Origin of the sequence: Moorena sp. SIO1F2, assembly GCF_010672755.1 — a bacterium.
Taxonomy (GTDB): domain Bacteria; phylum Cyanobacteriota; class Cyanobacteriia; order Cyanobacteriales; family Coleofasciculaceae; genus Moorena.
The window spans coordinates 1-18,541 of the sequence record NZ_JAAHFV010000096.1; the positions used below are offsets into that span (position 1 = coordinate 1).

15 protein-coding genes and 1 pseudogene are annotated in these 18,541 nt (G+C 44.9%); 8 read left to right on the top strand and 8 right to left on the bottom strand.

Annotated elements, in window-relative coordinates; all coding sequences use genetic code 11:
• Nucleotides 1-264: 264 nt before the first annotated feature.
• On the bottom strand, nt 265-453 hold the full coding sequence (locus F6J94_RS13830) for a hypothetical protein (RefSeq protein ID WP_293021736.1): 189 nt from the start codon (nt 451-453) through the stop codon (nt 265-267).
• A gap of 590 nt (nt 454-1,043) precedes the next feature.
• Here F6J94_RS13830 and F6J94_RS13835 point away from each other — a divergent pair.
• Nucleotides 1,044-2,981, top strand: a complete 1,938-nt coding sequence (locus F6J94_RS13835) for an NFACT RNA binding domain-containing protein (protein ID WP_293040944.1) — start codon at nt 1,044-1,046, stop codon at nt 2,979-2,981.
• Nucleotides 2,982-3,182: 201 nt separating this feature from the next.
• Here F6J94_RS13835 and lipB read toward each other — a convergent pair whose 3' ends face one another.
• Nucleotides 3,183-3,836 (bottom strand): lipoyl(octanoyl) transferase LipB, encoded by a 654-nt coding sequence (gene lipB, locus F6J94_RS13840; protein ID WP_293021721.1) that lies wholly within the window; start codon nt 3,834-3,836, stop codon nt 3,183-3,185.
• Between the two features lie 191 nt (nt 3,837-4,027).
• On the opposite strand from lipB, the gene raiA reads away from it, so the two are divergent.
• From raiA to F6J94_RS13855, 3 genes are all read left to right on the top strand, one after another.
• Complete coding sequence (gene raiA / locus F6J94_RS13845) at nt 4,028-4,669, top strand: ribosome-associated translation inhibitor RaiA (RefSeq protein ID WP_293021720.1); 642 nt, start codon at nt 4,028-4,030, stop codon at nt 4,667-4,669.
• Between the two features lie 622 nt (nt 4,670-5,291).
• On the top strand, nt 5,292-6,068 hold the full coding sequence (locus F6J94_RS13850; protein WP_293021719.1) for a DUF2993 domain-containing protein: 777 nt from the start codon (nt 5,292-5,294) through the stop codon (nt 6,066-6,068).
• 146 nt (nt 6,069-6,214) lie between these two features.
• Nucleotides 6,215-6,853 carry a GerMN domain-containing protein gene (locus F6J94_RS13855; RefSeq protein WP_293040947.1) on the top strand — a complete coding sequence of 213 codons (639 nt, stop codon included), beginning with the start codon at nt 6,215-6,217 and terminating at the stop codon, nt 6,851-6,853.
• A gap of 185 nt (nt 6,854-7,038) precedes the next feature.
• Here F6J94_RS13855 and accB read toward each other — a convergent pair whose 3' ends face one another.
• Nucleotides 7,039-7,569: an acetyl-CoA carboxylase biotin carboxyl carrier protein gene (gene accB, locus F6J94_RS13860; protein ID WP_293021715.1), complete on the bottom strand. Its 531-nt coding sequence runs from the start codon at nt 7,567-7,569 to the stop codon at nt 7,039-7,041.
• A gap of 144 nt (nt 7,570-7,713) precedes the next feature.
• Nucleotides 7,714-8,271 (bottom strand): elongation factor P, encoded by a 558-nt coding sequence (gene efp / locus F6J94_RS13865; protein ID WP_293021713.1) that lies wholly within the window; start codon nt 8,269-8,271, stop codon nt 7,714-7,716.
• A 604-nt stretch (nt 8,272-8,875) separates the two neighbouring features.
• Between efp and F6J94_RS13870 the strand changes: the two genes are divergently transcribed.
• Nucleotides 8,876-10,027 (top strand): peptidylprolyl isomerase, encoded by a 1,152-nt coding sequence (locus F6J94_RS13870; protein ID WP_293021711.1) that lies wholly within the window; start codon nt 8,876-8,878, stop codon nt 10,025-10,027.
• 227 nt (nt 10,028-10,254) lie between these two features.
• Nucleotides 10,255-10,902, top strand: a pseudogene (gene thiL / locus F6J94_RS34265) (thiamine-phosphate kinase); the annotation flags it as partial.
• Here thiL and F6J94_RS34270 read toward each other — a convergent pair.
• Entirely contained in the window at nt 10,860-11,096 is a 237-nt protein-coding gene (locus F6J94_RS34270) for a pentapeptide repeat-containing protein (RefSeq protein WP_367142206.1), read from the bottom strand. The pseudogene thiL and the gene F6J94_RS34270 sit on opposite strands and share 43 nt — an antisense overlap.
• A 193-nt stretch (nt 11,097-11,289) precedes the next feature.
• On the opposite strand from F6J94_RS34270, the gene F6J94_RS34275 reads away from it, so the two are divergent.
• The gene (locus F6J94_RS34275) at nt 11,290-11,628 is read left to right on the top strand and encodes an AIR synthase-related protein (RefSeq protein WP_366514205.1); all 339 of its coding nucleotides are present in this window, start codon (nt 11,290-11,292) and stop codon (nt 11,626-11,628) included.
• A gap of 176 nt (nt 11,629-11,804) precedes the next feature.
• On the top strand, nt 11,805-12,677 hold the full coding sequence (locus F6J94_RS13880; RefSeq protein ID WP_293040953.1) for an Rpn family recombination-promoting nuclease/putative transposase: 873 nt from the start codon (nt 11,805-11,807) through the stop codon (nt 12,675-12,677).
• A gap of 85 nt (nt 12,678-12,762) precedes the next feature.
• Here F6J94_RS13880 and F6J94_RS13885 read toward each other — a convergent pair whose 3' ends face one another.
• The 3 genes from F6J94_RS13885 to F6J94_RS13895 all read right to left on the bottom strand — a co-directional run bounded on the left by F6J94_RS13885 (nt 12,763) and on the right by F6J94_RS13895 (nt 18,460).
• Nucleotides 12,763-15,885, bottom strand: a complete 3,123-nt coding sequence (locus F6J94_RS13885) for a tetratricopeptide repeat protein (RefSeq protein ID WP_293040954.1) — start codon at nt 15,883-15,885, stop codon at nt 12,763-12,765.
• Nucleotides 15,886-16,095: 210 nt separating this feature from the next.
• A complete protein-coding gene (locus tag F6J94_RS13890; RefSeq protein WP_293040955.1) occupies nt 16,096-17,109 on the bottom strand; it encodes a M48 family metallopeptidase in 1,014 nt (337 codons plus the stop codon).
• 52 nt (nt 17,110-17,161) lie between these two features.
• Nucleotides 17,162-18,460: a tetratricopeptide repeat protein gene (locus F6J94_RS13895; RefSeq protein WP_293040956.1), complete on the bottom strand. Its 1,299-nt coding sequence runs from the start codon at nt 18,458-18,460 to the stop codon at nt 17,162-17,164.
• Nucleotides 18,461-18,541: the final 81 nt, after the last annotated feature.

An 18,541-nucleotide genomic window follows, 5' to 3' on the forward strand; every position in this document is an offset into this window, starting at 1 on the left:
GTCGCTCTTGACACCAATATCATAGACAGGTTGAGTGCCTAAGTGTTTGCGGCTGATGATTTTAACCATCCCATGAATTTCTCCTTTACTCTGTAGACAATTGGAGATTTAACCTCCACACAAACTATAGTTTTTTTTGTTCAGATAAACAAGGGGTCTACTGTCAATTTTGATAACACTTTTATTTATGAATTGACGGTTGACTGTTAAGTGTTTGCTGTCCACAAATAACTGTCAACCGTCCACAAACAAGCAGTTATTTATTTACTTCTGATCTAATTCCTCCCCAGTATCAAAAATAATCACAAATTCGACATCAGGCATCAGCTGTCGGAGACTGCGCAGGTGACCCTCTGCATCTGAACGATTACGAAAGCGAGCAACAACCACTCGTTGCATTTTGGGTAATAACCGCACAATTACCCACGGACTAAGACGGTCGCGATAGGTCATAATAAAATTATCTCCTATGTTACTAGGGGTAATAGCCAGCCCCGTGGTTTTTGAGGTTCAGGGGGCTGGTTTTTTACCTTATTAATTAAGGTCACTTTTATTATAGCATAAAAATAATATTTTAGGGTATTTTTTTGGATAAAGTGTCCATAAAATATTACTTAATTCTTTATTAAAAAAATAGGGTTATCTTTTTAATAAAGAATACTTTTTAATATCAAAAATATGTTCTATAACTATGTTTTTATTTAAATATAAAAGCGGTTGCTAAATTTACTCAAAAAGCTTCAAAAAAAAAGATTAATTATTGATGTAATTATGGAACTCAATACAATTGAAATGTTTTATTAAAAAAAAAACTGAGGATATCTTTCCCTTCTTGCCTGTTGCCTGTTGCCTGTTGCCTTTGAAAGTATATTCACAACTGAGATAAAAAGCCTATAACATCGTAGACCTAAGGCTGGCTTATAGAATAGTATTGTAAATACTGAAAATTGGAACTGGGCTAGACTGCGTTCGCGTAGCGTGACCAAAGGTCAATCGCATTCTCAAACCCGAATCCTACCAAGCTCAGATCTGGCACCTGGCCCATGCAACCTGTTGACTATACCACCCTGACCGCTGCTTGTTCTGAGCTCCGTGCTACCTGGGTACCAGGACGTACCGAACAAGTCTATCAACGCGATCGCTACACCATTGCCATCGCCCTACGCACCCTAAATGGTCGAGGTTGGCTCACCATTTGTTGGCATCCCCAAGCCGCCCGAATTTGCATAGGAGATCCACCACCAAGGGTTCCCGACACCTTCACCTTTAGTGACCAACTGAGGCACCAGTTAGGTGGCTTCGCCCTAATTGCCATCGAAACCATTGCCCCTTGGGAGAGAGTCTTAGACCTGCAATTTGCCAAACGCCCTGGAGAAGCTCCGACTTGGCATTTGTATGTAGAAATTATCGGCAAATACAGTAACCTAATCCTCACTGATGCTGACAATCTAATTGTCACCACTGCTCATCAAGTCAGTAACCAGCAATCCACCGTCCGTACTATTCAAACCGGTCAACCCTACGAACTCCCACCAGCCCTCACTGGCACCACCCCCAGTTTGACTGAACCCTACCAGAGCTGGCAAGAACGAGTCAGTTTGATACCAGGAGCAGTAGCACATCAGTTACTCAAAAGTTATCGAGGATTGAGTCCCACCCTCGCTCGCTCAATGGTACAAGCAGCTGGTTTAGACCCAAAGCAATCCACCGAAACCCTAGAAGAATCCGACTGGCAAAACCTATTTCAACGCTGGCAACAATGGTTACAAACTTTATTAAACGCCAGCAAGTTCTCTACAGACAACCGACAACCATCTAACCTTCAACCATCTAACCTTCAACCATCTAACCTTCAACCATCTAACCTTCAACCTGTTAACCTTGGCCAAAAGGCCACGCTACGCGAACAACCTGCTAACCTTCAACCTGCTAACCTTCAACCTGCCAACCTTAAACCTGCTAACCTTTTTCAGCCAGGCTGGACAAACCAAGGATATACAGTAATGGATTGGGGGATAGTTAAACCAGCTGAAAATATCCAAACCTTACTCAATTCCTACTACACCAACCAGCTCAATCAACACGAGTTTGCCCGGTTGCATAACCAACTGACTCAGAAGCTAAATAATAACCTACGAAAACTACGGCAAAAAGCCTCTAGCTTTAAGGAACGTTTACAGCAATCTGACCAAGCTGATCAATCCCGAGAAAAAGCTGACTTATTAATGGCATATCTCCAGGATTGGCAACCAGGGATGAAATCGATCACCCTACCTGACTTTGAAACCAACCAGCCAGTCAAGATTCCCTTAAATCCTGAGAAAAATGCTGTCCAAAATGCCCAAGCTTTCTACAAGCGACACCAAAAACTGAAACGAACTCGCGATGCGGTTGAGCCATTACTAAAAGAAGTACAAGAGGAAATACAGTATTTAGAGCAAGTCGAGGCATCATTGACTCAGCTAAACACCTATAACACTCTAGACGACTTACAAACCCTACAGGAAATCCGCGAAGAGCTAATTGGGCAAGGATATTTAGAAGCTTCTGCTCAAAGGAGTCGTAATCTATCGGATGTTTCACAGCCCTATCGATATCAAACTCCCAGTGGCTTTGAATTATTGATTGGTCGCAACAATCGGCAAAATGACCAGCTGACATTTCGTACCGCTGGGGATTATGACCTCTGGTTTCATACCCAAGAGATTGCTGGGAGTCATGTACTACTGAGATTAGAGCCAGGAACAGTAGCTGATCCAGCAGATTTGCAATTTGCTGCTGATCTAGCCGCTTACAACAGCCGGGGGTGTCAGAGTGAACAGGTACCAGTTGTTTACACGAAACCCAAATATGTCTACAAGCCCAAAGGAGCTAAACCAGGCATGGCGATTTATAAGCACGAGCAAATCCTCTGGGGGCGTCCTGATCAAGGTCGTGATTACGTGATGAAATCTGCCTCAACCAAAAAATGTAAACTTTAATTACAAAAAAGAACGTATTCTCTGTTACGATAAATTTAAAGAAGAAATTTTTAGGCTGTCGGTTTGGGAACGCACAGCCTGGATATTCCTCGTGGAAAATGACGACGTATCTCTAATTAATGGTCTAGACCATACCAGCTGTATCCACAGCTGGTGATTTTTTTCGTATCTAGGAGTACTTTATTGATTTGGTATCAGCGTTCATCCCCTTTCCCCTTGGTTAATCAGTTGCACGCCAAGAACCTCAGCAAATTTACCACACAGATCTAAGCGTACCTGTTCCACATTAAGATCCGGAATAAACTGAGCTAGACTACCCACGGGTTTATCCGCAATGCCGCAGGGAACGATATGATTAAAACCTGCAAGGTCAGGACAGACATTCAAAGCAAAGCCATGCATGGTAATCCAGCGCTTCACCTTAATGCCAATGGCAGCAACTTTACATCCTTCTAGCCAGACACCAGTCATCCCAGTCACCCGCTCACCCTTGAGTCCATAGACAGCCAATACCTGAATCAAAACTTCCTCCAGCTGTCTGAGGTACCAGTGTAAATCTTGGCGATAATACCGGAGATTGAGAATCGGGTAGCCTACCAGCTGTCCAGGACAGTGGTAGGTCACTTCACCACCACGCTCTATCCGATGCACCTCCGAGTTAACCTGATTGGGATCGAATTTGAGAAAGTCAATACTCGACCCTTTTCCTAGGGTGTAAACCGGTGGATGCTCCAGCAACAGGAGAATATCATCCAAACTGGAATCTTGGAGCCGTTGACTAACTAGCGATCGCTGTTGCTCCCAAGCCACTGTGTAAGGGACTAAGCCTTGATGACTAATTAAACATTTACGCACGATCCTCAATTATCTCATACTCTATGCCCTATTTTATCAATGTCAACGAATGCAAAGGAATTTAAAGAGAAATCAAGAGTTGATGTTCTCTAGAATACAAAGTGATAGGGTAAGAGTATGAACCAATAGCAGATCTCCCCAACCTCCACTGCTATTGTCAAGCGCAAACGTTACGAGATGGAGTAGTCAGTATGAAGCTTGTTATCCAAGGTAAAAACATCGATATCACCGATGCAATTCGTGACTATGTACATCAAAAAATAGAAAAGGCGGTCAATCATTTTCAAAACATTACCAATCAGGTGGATATAAATCTATCGGTGGCTCGTAATCCTCGGATAAACCCGAAACAGACAGCTGAAGTAACCATTTATGCCAATAAGACAGTGATTCGTGCCCAAGAGGGGACTGAAAACTTGTATGCCAGCATTGATCTGGTGGCTGATAAGATTCATCGTCAACTGCGCAAATATAAGGAGAAGCAGCAATCCCAGAAAACCCGTAATCAGGCCAAGACAGAGGTAATACTAGAAGAAGAATCGGTGCCAGTTGATCTGATTAGCGATCGCACTCCTGAGCTACCCGAAGAAGTGGTGCGTATGAAGTATTTTGCCATGCCGCCAATGACTGTAGAGGAAGCTTTGGAACAACTAGAGCTAGTAGACCACGATTTTTATATGTTCCGGAACATTAAAAGCGGGGAGATTAATGTAATCTATGAACGCAATCATGGGGGATATGGAGTAATCCAGCCCCGTAATGGCAATGGAAAAACTCACCACACTAACGGTAAGGTGCCTCAAAGCCTTAGTGCTGCCGCAGGATTCATATAAAAACTCTGTGGAAGGTTAAAGGTTGACCGTTGACCGTTGACCGTTGACCGTTGACCAGAGTTAACAAAATCTTCTCAAAGCTCCACACCATCTTAAAAGCTTGGTGTGGGGTTGTTTGCTATCACAATTTATGCCTGACTTTATAGTGTTTCCATGGAAATTGGAATTGTGGTGGAGCTCTTAGCACAGGGTTGTTCAACTGGGTTTTGGGATAAGATTAAGAGGGAATTTTCTGGTAAGTACCTGGATAGAAATAAACAGCACTTACGCCACCAACCTGGTTATTAACGGTAATTACACCGATTTCAGCGTTTGATGTATAGCGATGCAGCGCGGTCTTGGGGGTCCCCCCCATGAGCGACTGCATCAAGACAACCAGAAACCGGGTTTTAACGGTCTTGGTGCGTAAGTCCTGATTCAGTTAACTGTGTTAAGACATGTGTAAGAATTGTGTAAGACCTGTGAAGGCATTGAATCCCCTTCTATTGCCTGATAGGCAAGTTTATCGTTCCCAAGTCTTAACAGTTAACTTTAATTTTGTCCTACTACTTACACCTACCCTATCTCCCTTAACTGCCCTCCTTGCCTCACCTCACTCTTAACGTTGTGCCTTTTTTTTTCCATGGAATTTTTGACCATATTCCTATCAGGCTTAATCACTGTGGTTTCTGGGGTGGGTTTCATCCTCGACAAGGTGATCGAAAGCAATATCCGCTCCCAGCTTTCCCAGGTCGAGCAATTGCAAGTCCGAGTTAACAACACTCCCAATTACCAAATTTTGCCAGGCAAAGTAGACCAGGTTTTAATTGCTGGTAAGGGCTTATGGCTGACGCCAGATATCCGGATTGGTGTCTTGGAACTAGAAACTGATCCGATTGACCTTGATATAGAGAACGTCCGTAAAGGTGGTAAAGACTCACTAGCGAACTCTCTGAGGCAACCGCTACAAGCTGGAGTGCGTCTAGTTTTAACCGAGTCAGATATTAACCAAGCTCTAGAGTCGCCGGAAGTTAGAGAACAATTAAACGATTTGATCAATGCTGTGATCAGTCGTGGCAGTAGGCGTTATAAACTACTGAACTCACAAGTAGACTTTCTAGATGACAACCGTATTTATTTACAAGTGACATTGCAGCAAGGAGATAATCAACCCCTAGAGATTATCTTAAACTCCGGTGTGGGCATCCTGACCGGGAAAAGCATACAGCTAATTGAACCAAAGTTGTCGGTTGATGGGAACCCACTCCCACCTCAGTTAATCAAGTTATTTGTTGGTAGTCTCAGCCAGCGCTTAAATCTCAGTAATATTGAAGATGAAGGCATCACAGCCCGAATCTTACAATTTGAGTTAAGTCCTAGTGAATTAGAATTAGCAGCATTTGTCCGGATCAAGGAGTAAACCGTGTTAAGGATGAAATATCAAAGATGAAGGATGAAATATCAAGGATGAAGTCTCAAAAATTCAATTTGGTTTCGTGCCACTAGTCCTATCTGATCATAGTAAATCAAATTACCGTAAATCAACCTTTTGATTAATCAGTTATTATGCATGACCAACAAGACGATCGTGGTATTCCTCTCGGTGTGATTGCCAGTATTTCCATCCTAGTCTTAGCAGCAGGAGGTGGAGGTACCTGGTGGGCATGGCGTTCACAGCAATCTTCCCCAGAAGTGCCTGTGACAACTACACCCCAATCATCTACACCTAAGTCATCTCAGAGTATACAACCCACAACTGAAAAACCCTCAACTAAGGAAAAAATTCAGGTCTATTGGCTCAATGATGTTGATAACCAAATTGTTTTAATTCCTAGTTCAATTCCCTTAAATAATAAGACCCTTAACAAAGGTCAGATATTAGAGAGCGCATTCGAGGGTTTATTGGCTGGACCGACCAATGGCACATTTACGACCACTATTCCCCAAGGTACAAAACTACGGGGTGTTTCTCTCAAAAGTGATGGTGTTCATGTAGATTTGTCCCAGGAATTTACCGTTGGTGGCGGCAGTAGCTCCATGAGCGGTCGTCTGGCGCAAGTTGTTTATACAGCCAGCAGTTTAGACCCCAATACTCAGGTATGGATTGAGGTAGATGGGAAACAACTAGAGGTTTTAGGTGGAGAAGGCTTAATGCTTGATCAACCACTGACTCGCCAAGATGTCAATCAAAACTTCCCACTCTAGAGGTTTCCCAGGTTAGACTGCTTTGAGCAGTTGCTCACTAGCGTTGGATGAAAATTTTTCAACCGACGCTGCGGCACATAAATATACGTTGGCAGACCTCTAATTCCCATGCCCAGCAAACCTATTTTCGCTTCTAGCAGCTATTATTAGCTTGACATCTGTCAAACCTATCTAAGGAGTAATCCTTAGTCAGGTTTAATCCGCATTAGTGCTTGACCATATTCTATTGGTTCTCCATTTTTTACCAAAATTTCCATTACTTGTCCACTCACTTCTGCTTCAATTTCGTTCATCAGCTTCATAGCTTCAATAATACAAACAGTTTGACCAGCACTAATGCGTTCCCCTACCTCCACAAAGGGGTCTTCATCAGGAGCAGGAGCGCGGTAAAATGTCCCAACCATGGGTGAGTTAATTTCCTCCCACTTTTGATCTACCCCTGGTGGAGGTACTGATGGGACTGTTGCTGCTGGTGTTGAGGCTACCTCTAGTACTGGTGTGGGAGCAGTGGGTATAGTGGAGCCAGAGATGGGAACCCCTACGGAGCCAGCAGCTTGATAAGGAGTGCTAGCTTCACCGGAATCACTAGTAGGGGTGATACTGACCCCTTTACGCACTGTGAGTTCAAAATCATCACTCTTGAGGGTCAGTTCTGTAATATCGGTTTGAGCAATAGCAGCTAACAGATCACGAAGTTGATTGATGTCTAATGCCACAATTTTTAAAAAGAGGTTAGGGTCTTGGGGCTAAAGGCTAAGGGTTAAGATTTTTTGGCATTATTTTGCCTTAGTAGTCAGGTGAGTCCATTATCTTGATTGCCATGATCTATTCAGGGCATCAAATCAGGGCATCAAAACAATTTACTCGCGACCAAGATAAGAATCATTACGGGTATCGATTTTAATGCGCTCTCCTATGGAAATGAATAGAGGAACCATCACCTGAGCTCCTGTTGAAACCTTGGCTGGTTTGGTACCGCCAGTAGCGGTATCACCTTTAACACCAGGATCGGTATCGACTACTTCCAACACTACAGAATTGGGCAGTTCTACTTCTAGAATCTGGTCGTTCCAGAAGAGGATGTTCACTTCCATTTCTTCATTGAGATACTTGGAGCGATCGCCAATCTGGGATTCACTTAGACTAGTTTCCTCGAAGCTTTCCATATCCATGAAGACATATTCATCGCCATCTTTGTAGGTATGCTGCATGGCACGTTTTTCCAGGTTTGCCTGGGGTACTGTTTCCCCAGCCCGGAAGGTTTTCTCTACAACATTCCCTGTCTGGACATTTTTTAGTTTGGTACGAACAAAGGCGGAACCTTTTCCAGGCTTGACGTGGAGAAATTCCACTACCCGCCATACGGATCCATCTAACTCAATAGAGACACCAGTGCGAAAGTCGTTACTAGAAATCATTAACCTGCTAACTCGGGCAGAACAATCGGCATCTTATTTTACCCTTGAGAGGTTGAAGGTTGAAAGTTGCACTTTGGAGGTTAAGGTAAAGATTTGTGCCAAAGTGTTGCGCTAAGTGACTTGCCCATCCTAAACTAAACGATACTTTTGGCTAATCACCTCAACGCTAGTTAAATCGATGGGGGGATAGGAAGCTTACAGGGGTAGGTTTTTTAATCAGGGTCGGGAGTCGGGAATCGGGAGTCGGAACCCACCCCTAACCCCTCCCAGGAGGGGAAGAGCGGGAAATGGGGAGAATTATTTCGAAAATTATTGTATATTTGGATACAGATTTTTCGGAGTTTCTAGGCATTAAAAGTAAGTACTCGCCCCAATGTTTAAAAACCTACCCTTGTGAGGGGATAGGCATAGGGGGAGAGGGCGATAACTTGGCTAGCTCAGTGGGTTATTGGTGTGATGGGCACGGACCCCAGCTGAAAGACCGAAGCTAATGGCTCAACAGTATCATAAACTACCTTGACATGGGAAGATATGAGATGAAGTTTTGATACGTTGTGGATCAGCCTTGACCCCACTGGTGTAATGCTTGGGGTAATTATTGTTTATGAAACTTTTAAAGATTTCTTTGCCAGATTGGTGGAAACCCTTGACCAAGACTACCCTCTTGGGGCTGCTGTTAATGTCCCTTTCCTTAGGTCTGAGTGGAGCTTGGTGGAACTTTAAGTTTAACTTTGGTAATCAAGAACCTGCTCGTGAAAGTCGATTACCAGGGGGTAATGCCATTACTGATGGTAGAGCTCTGTTGCGCTACGGCTTACCGATAGATAATCAGCCAGTGCGGAAAATACAAGCCAGTTTGGAGGATATTTCTCAACAAATGCGGGGCAAACGCTGGAGTCCCATCACCAGCGATATTACTAAAGCTGCTGTGGTTTTAACTAGTAGTGATCAGAAATTACTAGCGGACATTCCAGATGCCAGAAAACCCCAAGGCGAAGCCCTAATTGCCAAGATCCAAGCCGAAATTGCTAAGATTCGAGAAGCTGTGGAGGCTAAAGACAAGGAAAACGTCTTGATTGAGCGCGGGATACTCTTGGATCAAGTTGGGCAACTGGAACAATTGATGGTAGAGGAGTTTCCCTTTGAGGTACCCCCAGAGTATAGTAACTTACCTCAACTTAAGGGTCGCGCTACCGTGGAAATGACCACAAAGGAAGGTTCCTTGAAAATGGTGGTAGATGGTTACAATGCTCCAGTCACAGCCGGGAACTTTGTGGATTTGGTACAGCGGGGTTTCTATGATGGTCTAACCTTCAACCGTGCTGAAGATAACTATATCCTGCAAGCAGGGGACCCTCCAGGAAAAGCGACAGGCTTTATTGACCCGGAAACTGGTGAATATCGAGGGATTCCGATCGAAATCATGCTGAAAGGAGACTCGGAACCGGTTTATGAGTTTACCCTGGAAGAAATTGGTCGTTATCGTGAGCAACCTGTGCTGCCCTTCTCTGCTTATGGTACCCTAGCTATGGCACGTCCTGCAGAAGACCCCAATGGTGGCTCTTCTCAGTTTTTCTTCTTCTTGTTTCAACCAGAACTTACCCCAGCTGGTATCAACTTCATGGATGGGCGCTATTCTGTCTTTGGCTATGTGGTAGAAAACAAAGAGTTACTCAGACAGCTCAAACGAGGGGATGTAATTGAGTCGATGAGAGTTATTGATGGGATTGAGAATTTGGTTGAGCCCCAGGCATAGCTATCCTATAGGTTATAGCGCTACGCCCAAGGCAAGAGGCAAGAGGCATGCTAGCAATAGCTGACTATAATAGCTTTTGCTGCTTTTATAAATGTCAAACACCTTAATGCTTAGTGCTATAAGTGGTCAGCTCCTAAGCGGCTGCGGCGAAGCCAGGGATGAGCTGGACTAATTACTGATAACTAAGTTGATTCCAGTGGGAAGTATCAATAATTGCTCGTTTTCTCGTGACCCTTGAATTACTAAAAGATATTGGAGAACAAGGTCTTCTAGAACGGTTACAGCCTTTCTGTCCACCAGGGGTTGTAGGAGATGATGGAGCGGTAATTCCGCCTCCAGAGTCTGGTCAATCCTTGGTGATTACTACAGATGTTTTGGTGAATGGGGTGCATTTTAGCGATCGCTACGGTGGGGTAAGCCAATGCACTACTAGTCCAGAAGATGCTGGTTGGCGTGCTGCTGCTGCTAATTTGTCTGATTTAGCTGCTATGGGAGCATCTCCCCTAGGCATTACCGTAGGCTTAAGCCTGACAGGGGATGTAGCGGTTAGCTGGGTTGAGAGACTTTACCAAGGCATGACTCAGTGTTTGAACCAGTACAATACACCAATAGTGGGAGGAGATATCTGTCGCTCCCCGGTTATTACTATTGCTATCACTGCCTTTGGTCAAGTCTACCCCGACCAAGCCATCCGCCGCACAGGGGCGAAGGTGGGACATGCCATTGTGGTGACAGGTGTTCATGGTGCTTCCCGGGCTGGACTAGAATTACTCCTCAACCCAGATTTCGGCAAACACTTAAGTCCACAGGAACGACTATCTCTGATTAAAGCTCACCAGCGTCCCCAACCCAGACTTGATGTGATACCTTTACTAAGGTTACAGGTTAACAGGTTGAAGGTTGAAAGTTCCAACTTACAACCTGATAACTTACAACCTGATAACTTACAACCTGATAACTTACAACCTGATAACCTTGGCCTTTCGGCCACGCTACGCGAACAACCTGATAACTTTGGCCTTTCGGCCACGCTACGCGAACAACCAGATAACTTTGGCCTTTCGGCCACGCTACGCGAACAACCTGATAACTTTCAACCTTCAACCCTTCAACCTTCAACCCTTCAACCTTCAACCCTTCAACCTTCAACCCTTCAACCTTCAACCCTTCAACCTTCAACCCTTCAACCTTCAACCCTTCAACCTTCAACCCTTCAACCTTCAACTCTTCAACCTTCAACCCTCCTACTATCCATTGCGGGTATGGATAGTAGCGATGGTTTAGCAGATGCTATTGTACAAATTTGTCGTGCCAGTGGTGTTGGTGCGGAGATTGATCCCAACCGAATTACTTTACCTCCAAGCTTGAGTAAATTGGTGTCCCGAGAGCAAGCTTTGGATTGGGGGTTGTATGGTGGTGAAGATTTTGAATTAGTGCTATGTCTGCCTACTGAAGCGGCTGAAGAATTGGTGGCACAACTGGGGGAGGGAGCAGCAGTAATTGGCAAGATTACTAGTGGTAATCAGGTTTGGTTGAAAGATAAAACTGGCACTTATGCTGATCAATTGCTGAGTTTAAATAAGGGATTTCAGCATTTTTGAAATTTTACCCTTAGAAGTAATTAACCGGATTTACTATTATTCCTTCTGTATCTTATCTAAATCAAAATTGCTCCGGTATCATAACTTGACTCCATAAACAAGATCCAGGTGCGATCAATTTTTTAGCTCAGATTCACTACAGTATCTGAGATAGTGTTAATTTTGAACAATTTGCCTTGGCCTACGACAATATTTGTAAATACCTAGCACAAGAATACCCATCGGAGTTTTTTCAGTGGCTATTGGGTGAGGAACCTGATAATATTCAGGTACTTAAAACGGAATTGAGTGCTGAACCAATTCAAGCTGATGCTCTGACTTTACTGCAAAGTACTAACCAAATTCTGCACCTAGAATTTCAAACCCTGCCCCAATCCGAGCCACCATTACCATTTCGGATGTTGGACTATTGGGTCAGACTACAACGTAAATACCGATGTCCGATTGAGCAGGTGGTAATTTTTCTAAAGTCTACGACCTCACAGATGGTATTCAATAACGAGTTTAGGGATATTAACACCTGGCATCGTTATCGGGTAATTCGCCTTTGGGAGCAAGACCCATTACCACTATTGGCCAATCGAGCTTTGTTACCCTTGGCCACTTTAGCTAGGAGTGATAGCCCTAATCGATTGTTAGAGCAAGTCGTTGCTGAAGTGGATAGAATTGAAGAAAAACCATTACGGGGAAATCTAGCGGCCTGTGTGGATGTGCTGGCTGGTTTACGGTTTGATAAAGATTTAGTCCATCGATTGTTGAGGGAGGAAGTTATGGAAGAATCAGTTACCTATCAAGATATTATCCAAAAGGGACGCCAGCAGGGACTCCAGCAGGGACTCCAGCAGGGACTCCAGCAGGGACTCCAGCAAGGAAAGCAGGAGGGAGTCCTATTAATTGTGATGCGTCAGCTAACCCTAAGGTTAGGTTTAATTGACCCTGGGCTCCAACAGCAGATTGAAGGATTATCGATTACTCGATTGGAGGAATTGAGTGAAGCGTTGTTGAATTTTGAGACAGTAACAGATTTAGCGGTTTGGTTGGATAACTAGGGAATAGGGAATAGGAAAAAATAGGGAATAGGGAACAGGAAAAAATTCTGTTTATCCCTACTCCCTACTCCCTACTCCCTACTCCCTACTCCCTATTCCCTGCATCCCCTGTCAAAGAAAATGCTGCCCAAAAATAAGGATGGGGATATGTTTCCCGTAAATCTTTCTGGGCTTGCTGTAATGCCTCGGCTTTGTTCATTCCCCCTTGCCAATGGCTGTAAAATTGCTTCATTAACAGTCCTGTCGCAGCATCATCCACATTCCAGAGACTTGCGATGATGGTGGGGGTTCCGGCATACAAGAAAGCACGGGTTAGTCCTACTACTTCATCACCCCGGCTCAATTCACCGATTTTGGTCTGGCAGGCGCTGAGCACAACTAAATTGGTGGTACTGGTTAAATCTAACCCGTAGACTTCATGAACTTCTAAGGAACCGTCATGCTCGGTATCTTCTAGTAGACGGATAGCGCTGAATAGGGGGTTACGAAGGTTGTACTCCCCATGAGCTGCTACGTGTATAATTCCCGATTGTGTAGCCCTAGACCGGAGAGCACTTTCGGTAGCCGCTTTCCCCACCAGGGCTTTGGTCTTGAAGAGCTGGGCAATGGTTTCTACTTCGTTTTGAGCATGATTTAAGGGGGAAAGTCCCGGAATGGTGGGATCTCCGAGGGCGAGAAGACTGCCTGTGGTTGATTTGCCCTTGTCGGGTAAGTAGCGCAGGATGCTAGCACTGGGGAGAGACAATAGGGCGTAGTTGTCACTGAGGTACTGCTTGCCGTCAGTGAGGGCAGCAAAGGGCAGATAGTGCAGAATACTGTGGGGAACAATGGTGATGGTGGTGGTGTTGAGATGGGGCTGAAGGGGTACAATTAGCCAGTCGTGGAGGTTTTTCAGTTCTAGGGGATGGTGTTCATCTAAGTCAGCAAAGTCTTGGAAAAGTGTCAGTTCTTCGGTCAGTTGTTGGCGAGTGACATTGAGGGGCACAGTGTGGAAGCTGTTGCGGGTGATAATAAAGGCTAGGGTGCGTTCATCCGTGACAAAGTACTCGACTAGGGTGGTATCCGGATCCAGCAAGCCTTGGATGTCAGGCAGGGAGGCAACCTCTACAGTTTTTAAGCTAGCAGTTTGAGGGCTTTGGATTTTTAGTTGAACCAGTAAGTCCTGGTAGTTGTTTCGCAGATCAGTTCGGTTGTTTTCGGTTTTGGCAATCCTTTCGTTATCCCACTGGTTTTTGGGACCGTTGCGGAGGGTAATTAATTGCTTGCTGAGGGCATTGATTTGATCTTTCAGGTCTTGTTCCTGTTCCAGGAGTTTGGAGTCAGCCCCAGCACGAAAGTCTATCTTCTCATTAGCCAGTTGGTCGAGGAAGGCTTTGGCTCTTGCCCGTTCCACATAGTTGAAGGCAGTTTCAAAGTCCCCTTGGTTCCACAGTAGGTTGATTATACGTTCGTAGCTATTGACCTGTTGACTGGCATAAGAGGTGATCAACTCTTCTACTTTGATGTCACCTTGGATAGATTCTGTAACCTTGATGGCTTGCTTGTAAAACTCAATCGCTTTTTGGTATTGCTCTAGGTTATCGTAAGCAAGGCCGAGATTGTTCAGGGAGGCCGCTTCCCCCTGAGGGTTTTCCAGTTCCCGAAATCGGGATAAAGACTGCTGATACAAGTCAATCGCTTGGCGGTATTGCCCTAGGCGATCGTAAGCAAGGCCGAGATTGTTGAGGGAGCCCGCTTCCCCCTGACGGTCTTCCAGTTCCCTTGCCAGGGATAAAGACTGCTGATGAAACTCAATGGCTTTGCGGTATTGCCCTAGGCTATAGTAAGCAAGGCCGAGATTTGTGAGGGACTTGGCTTCCCCCTGACGGTCTTCCAGTTCCCGAAATCGGGATAAAGACTGCTGATAAAACTCAATCGCTTTGCGGTATTGCCCTAGGCGATCGTAAGCAAACCCGAGATTGTTGAGGGAGTTGGCTTCCCCCTGACGGTCTTCCAGTTCCCGCTTAATGGATAAAGACTGCTGATAAAACTCAATGGCTTTGCGGTATTGCCCTAGGCGATGGTAAGCAAGGCCGAGATTGTTGAGGGAGTTGGCTTCCCCCTGCCGGTCTTCCAGTTCCCGCGCCAGGGATAAAGACTGCTGATGAAACTCAATCGCTTTGCGGTATTGCCCTAGACTACCGTAAGCAACCCCGAGATTGCCCAGGGAGGTGGCTTCCCTCTGCCGGTCTTCCAGTTCCCGAAATCGGGATAAAGACTGCTGATGAAACTCAATCGCTTTGCGGTATTGCCCTAGACTACCGTAAGCATTCCCGAGATTGTTGAGGGACCTGGCTTCCCCCTGACGGTCTTCCATTTCCCGCGCCAGGGCTAAGGACTGCTGATAAAACTCAATGGCTTTGCGGTATTGCCCTAGGCTATGGTAAGCAAGGCCGAGATTGTTGAGGGAGTTGGCTTCCCCCTGACGGTCTTCCAGTTCCCGATAAATGCTTAGGGCTTCTTGCCAGGACTTGAGCGCAGCGGCTTTGCGGTATTGCCCTAGGCTATGGTAAGCATTCCCGAGATTGTAGAGGGAGTTGGCTTCCCCCTGACGGTCTTCCAGTTCCCGATAAATGCTTAGGGCTTCTTGCCAGGACTTGAGCGCAGCTTGATATTGACTAGTATCATATTGTTCGATTCCTTGCTGAAACACTTGGTCAGCTTTAGCCTGAAGTAACTCTGAGGCTGTGGCTGCTCTCCAACTCAGGGTATAGTTACCAGTTTCTTGCTTATTGTAGGAGTTAGCCACAATGACATAAGTCCCCGTAGTCGGTAGAGTAACCGTAATCCGGGCATTTTTTCCCTCACCACTGTCGTTATCCTGAGCAATTAGGTTAGCTTCTAGGTCAATTAGAATCAGGTAAGGGTCAAACTCATCGCTGGTTAGTTCTATGGTAATCTGCTCCCCTGCTTTCCCCTCAAAGGTATGGGGATTGTAGTACCTGTTGTCTTTCAGAGTCTCGCTGTTGCTATTAAGGCGATCGCGAACTGTGGTACTCTCTAAGGCAATCCTTTGACCAGAGGACGGCATTAAGGGTATAGTCTCTGGAGCAGTCAGAGATTGCGTGGGAATTGCCCAAAACCTGGGGTTAGTCTCAGCTCCCAACCCTGGCAAACTCCCCACTCCTACCAGAGTTGCTATGGCAAAAATTACAGACTTAAGTGGCACTGGCTTTGACTGGTAAACAACTAGTGATTTTAGCTCCCGTTACCTTGACCAGACCGTAGCCAAACCACTATATATTTATCACTACCTAGAAGAGGAATTATGAGACAGGAATTGTAATATAGCGTTTGTATCTGGGTTATAAACACACTTCTTGCCTTTTGCCTCTTGCCTTTTGCCTCTTGCCTCTTGCCTCTTGCCTTGCCCGTAGCGCTATAACTCTGCCAGTCGCTTTTCTATTTCCCCTACCCGTTTGCGATCGCCAAACTGTTCATAGATTGCCTTCGCTTGTTCTAACAAACTCACTCCTTCTTGCCGATTCCCACGAGCATGCTTAACTTCCCCTAATCCAGCTTTGGCTGCTGCCAGTTCTTCCCAATGCTGATTTTCTGCCAGTTCGACTGCCTTTGAATAAGGAATCTCTGCTTCCAAAACTAGTCCTATCCGTCGATACAAATCACCCAATAAACGATAAATCGGTACTATTTTTTGATTCTTTTCTAGTCCTTCCAGGATTTCAATGGCCTCAGCCGTTAAACCGTAGTCACCATAGAGGTCAGCTAGAGCTAAGGGCTTGAACTCCTTTGGTAGATTCTGTCCCTTAATCAGTCCATCAATCACCTGAATTTTTTTAGCTTGATCCGAATCAATCAGCTTAAATCCCAGTCCTCCAGTCTTATCCTCTGTAGAGGAACGATTGGTATCAGCCTTAACGACCAACTTATAACTAACTCCAGGTTTTAGGGGCTTATTCCCTGGATAAACAACCTGACAAATACCCTTTTGACAAACCTTGTCTCGACTAAATTCCTGAGTCCAATCCAATCCTCGCCCCCTGACCGTAACCGTGAAACTGTTAGCATCGGTGGCATCATTCCAGCGTAGAGTTGGGGTGTAAGTCAGTAAACGAGTTGCCCGTGGGCTGATAATGTAGGGAATATAGCGGTCTACTGGACGTGGTGTGACAATTCTCCCAGAGCTTTTTCTTCGCGGTGGTGGACATATGGCATTGATGCCTGTTGTTACCCCAGCAGTTACAGAGCGAATTTTACCATGATCACAAAATACCTTAACCCTAACCCCCGATGCTGGTCTGACCAGATCCCCTGGATTTATAGTGGTATAGTTAGGCACTGGATGGAAACGTGACCATCCCTCCCGTTCTAGCTCAACTCTACCTGTGGTTTTAAAAATCCAATGCCCTGCCAGTACTGGCTTACTCACCATACTTCCCAACATAATCATAACTATGGTCAAGATCGGGGCAGAGCAAATCAGCTTACTTAGTCGATTCACTAGTCTTGTCCTGAGCATCTATGCGTTCACGAGCCATCCCAACCCAGATATCTTCATCAGGGTTACGGATATCAGTATAGCGTAAACAAATTTTCCATTCTGCCAAGGCATTGTCTGGATCTTTTTCTGGTTTGTTTTCAATGACTTGAGCTAATAAACAGTGAGCCGCCGCCGGAGTTTGCTTAAACTCTTCCTCAAGTATTTTATCGAGTTCAATAGCATCTCTGAGATAGGTTTCGGCATCGGCATAGCGTCCTTGCTTCAACCTTGCCCAGCCCAAGTTTTTCAATAATGCATATTGAGTGTCATTTTGAATTTTAATATCCTCTGTTTTAAGTAGTTTATTTTGAATATCCTCTTCTTGCATATTCTCTAATCCTGTCAAAAGTAACGATACCGCTTGGGAATATTTTTTGTCTTGAATATACAACCGTCCCAATTCATTATAAGCAGCATCTAAGCCCCCCTGTGCCGCTAACCTATACTGAGTTCGCGCCTTCTTAAAATCCTGTAAATCTTCATAAATACGACCCAAATTATAGTGAGCGTCTGCATTATCTGGATTAAGACTCAATGCTCGTTCATAATTAGACTGAGCACTTGACCAGTCCCCGTCATCATAATTCTTTACACCCTTTTCATTAACGTAGTCCGAAATCAAGGGCAACGATGCTCGAAAGCCAATTAAGGAAATTAAAAGTACTCCCGATAGTCCCAATTTAACTTCTTGCCAAAGATATTTTTTAATCCCTAATCGTAATTGAATATCTTCAATTCCTGTACGACCAGCTTTGGTTAAAATTCCCCCAGCTGTCAACAAGGTCAATGCACTCTGGGAAATCACCGCAAAAGAACCTAGAAAACCCGGACTAGTACTCAAAAAACGGGAGGAAATATCTACCACTAGACTCACCGATGCGGTTAACAAGGCAACTGTCCCTGCATTCCAAAACCAGTCCAAATGGTCTCGTGGATGAGTAGGCGCTTCCAGAAACCACCACCAGTAGTCTTTTGGGGGATGAAAACTAATCCGCAAATCCGCTAATTGCACAGTCTGAGTAATCAAACCAGCCTGCTTTTTTAATCTGCTATCTAATTCAATCAGTTTAATCAGTTTATCTTTAGAAATGTGGGCAATATCAGCAAATTTTTCGTGAACAATATTGCGAGCAATCAGGACACGAAGAATGGCTTCAGCAGATGGTTTATTGTCAGTTTTTTCAACAGCGGTCAGGGCAGCTTCATAATGCTTGAGAGTAGAATATAACTCTAGGATGCTCATTCAGCTAATAGCAAAGGGAGTAGGGAGTAGGGAGTAGGGAGTAGGGAGTAGGGAGTAGGGAGTAGGGAGTAGGGAGTAGGG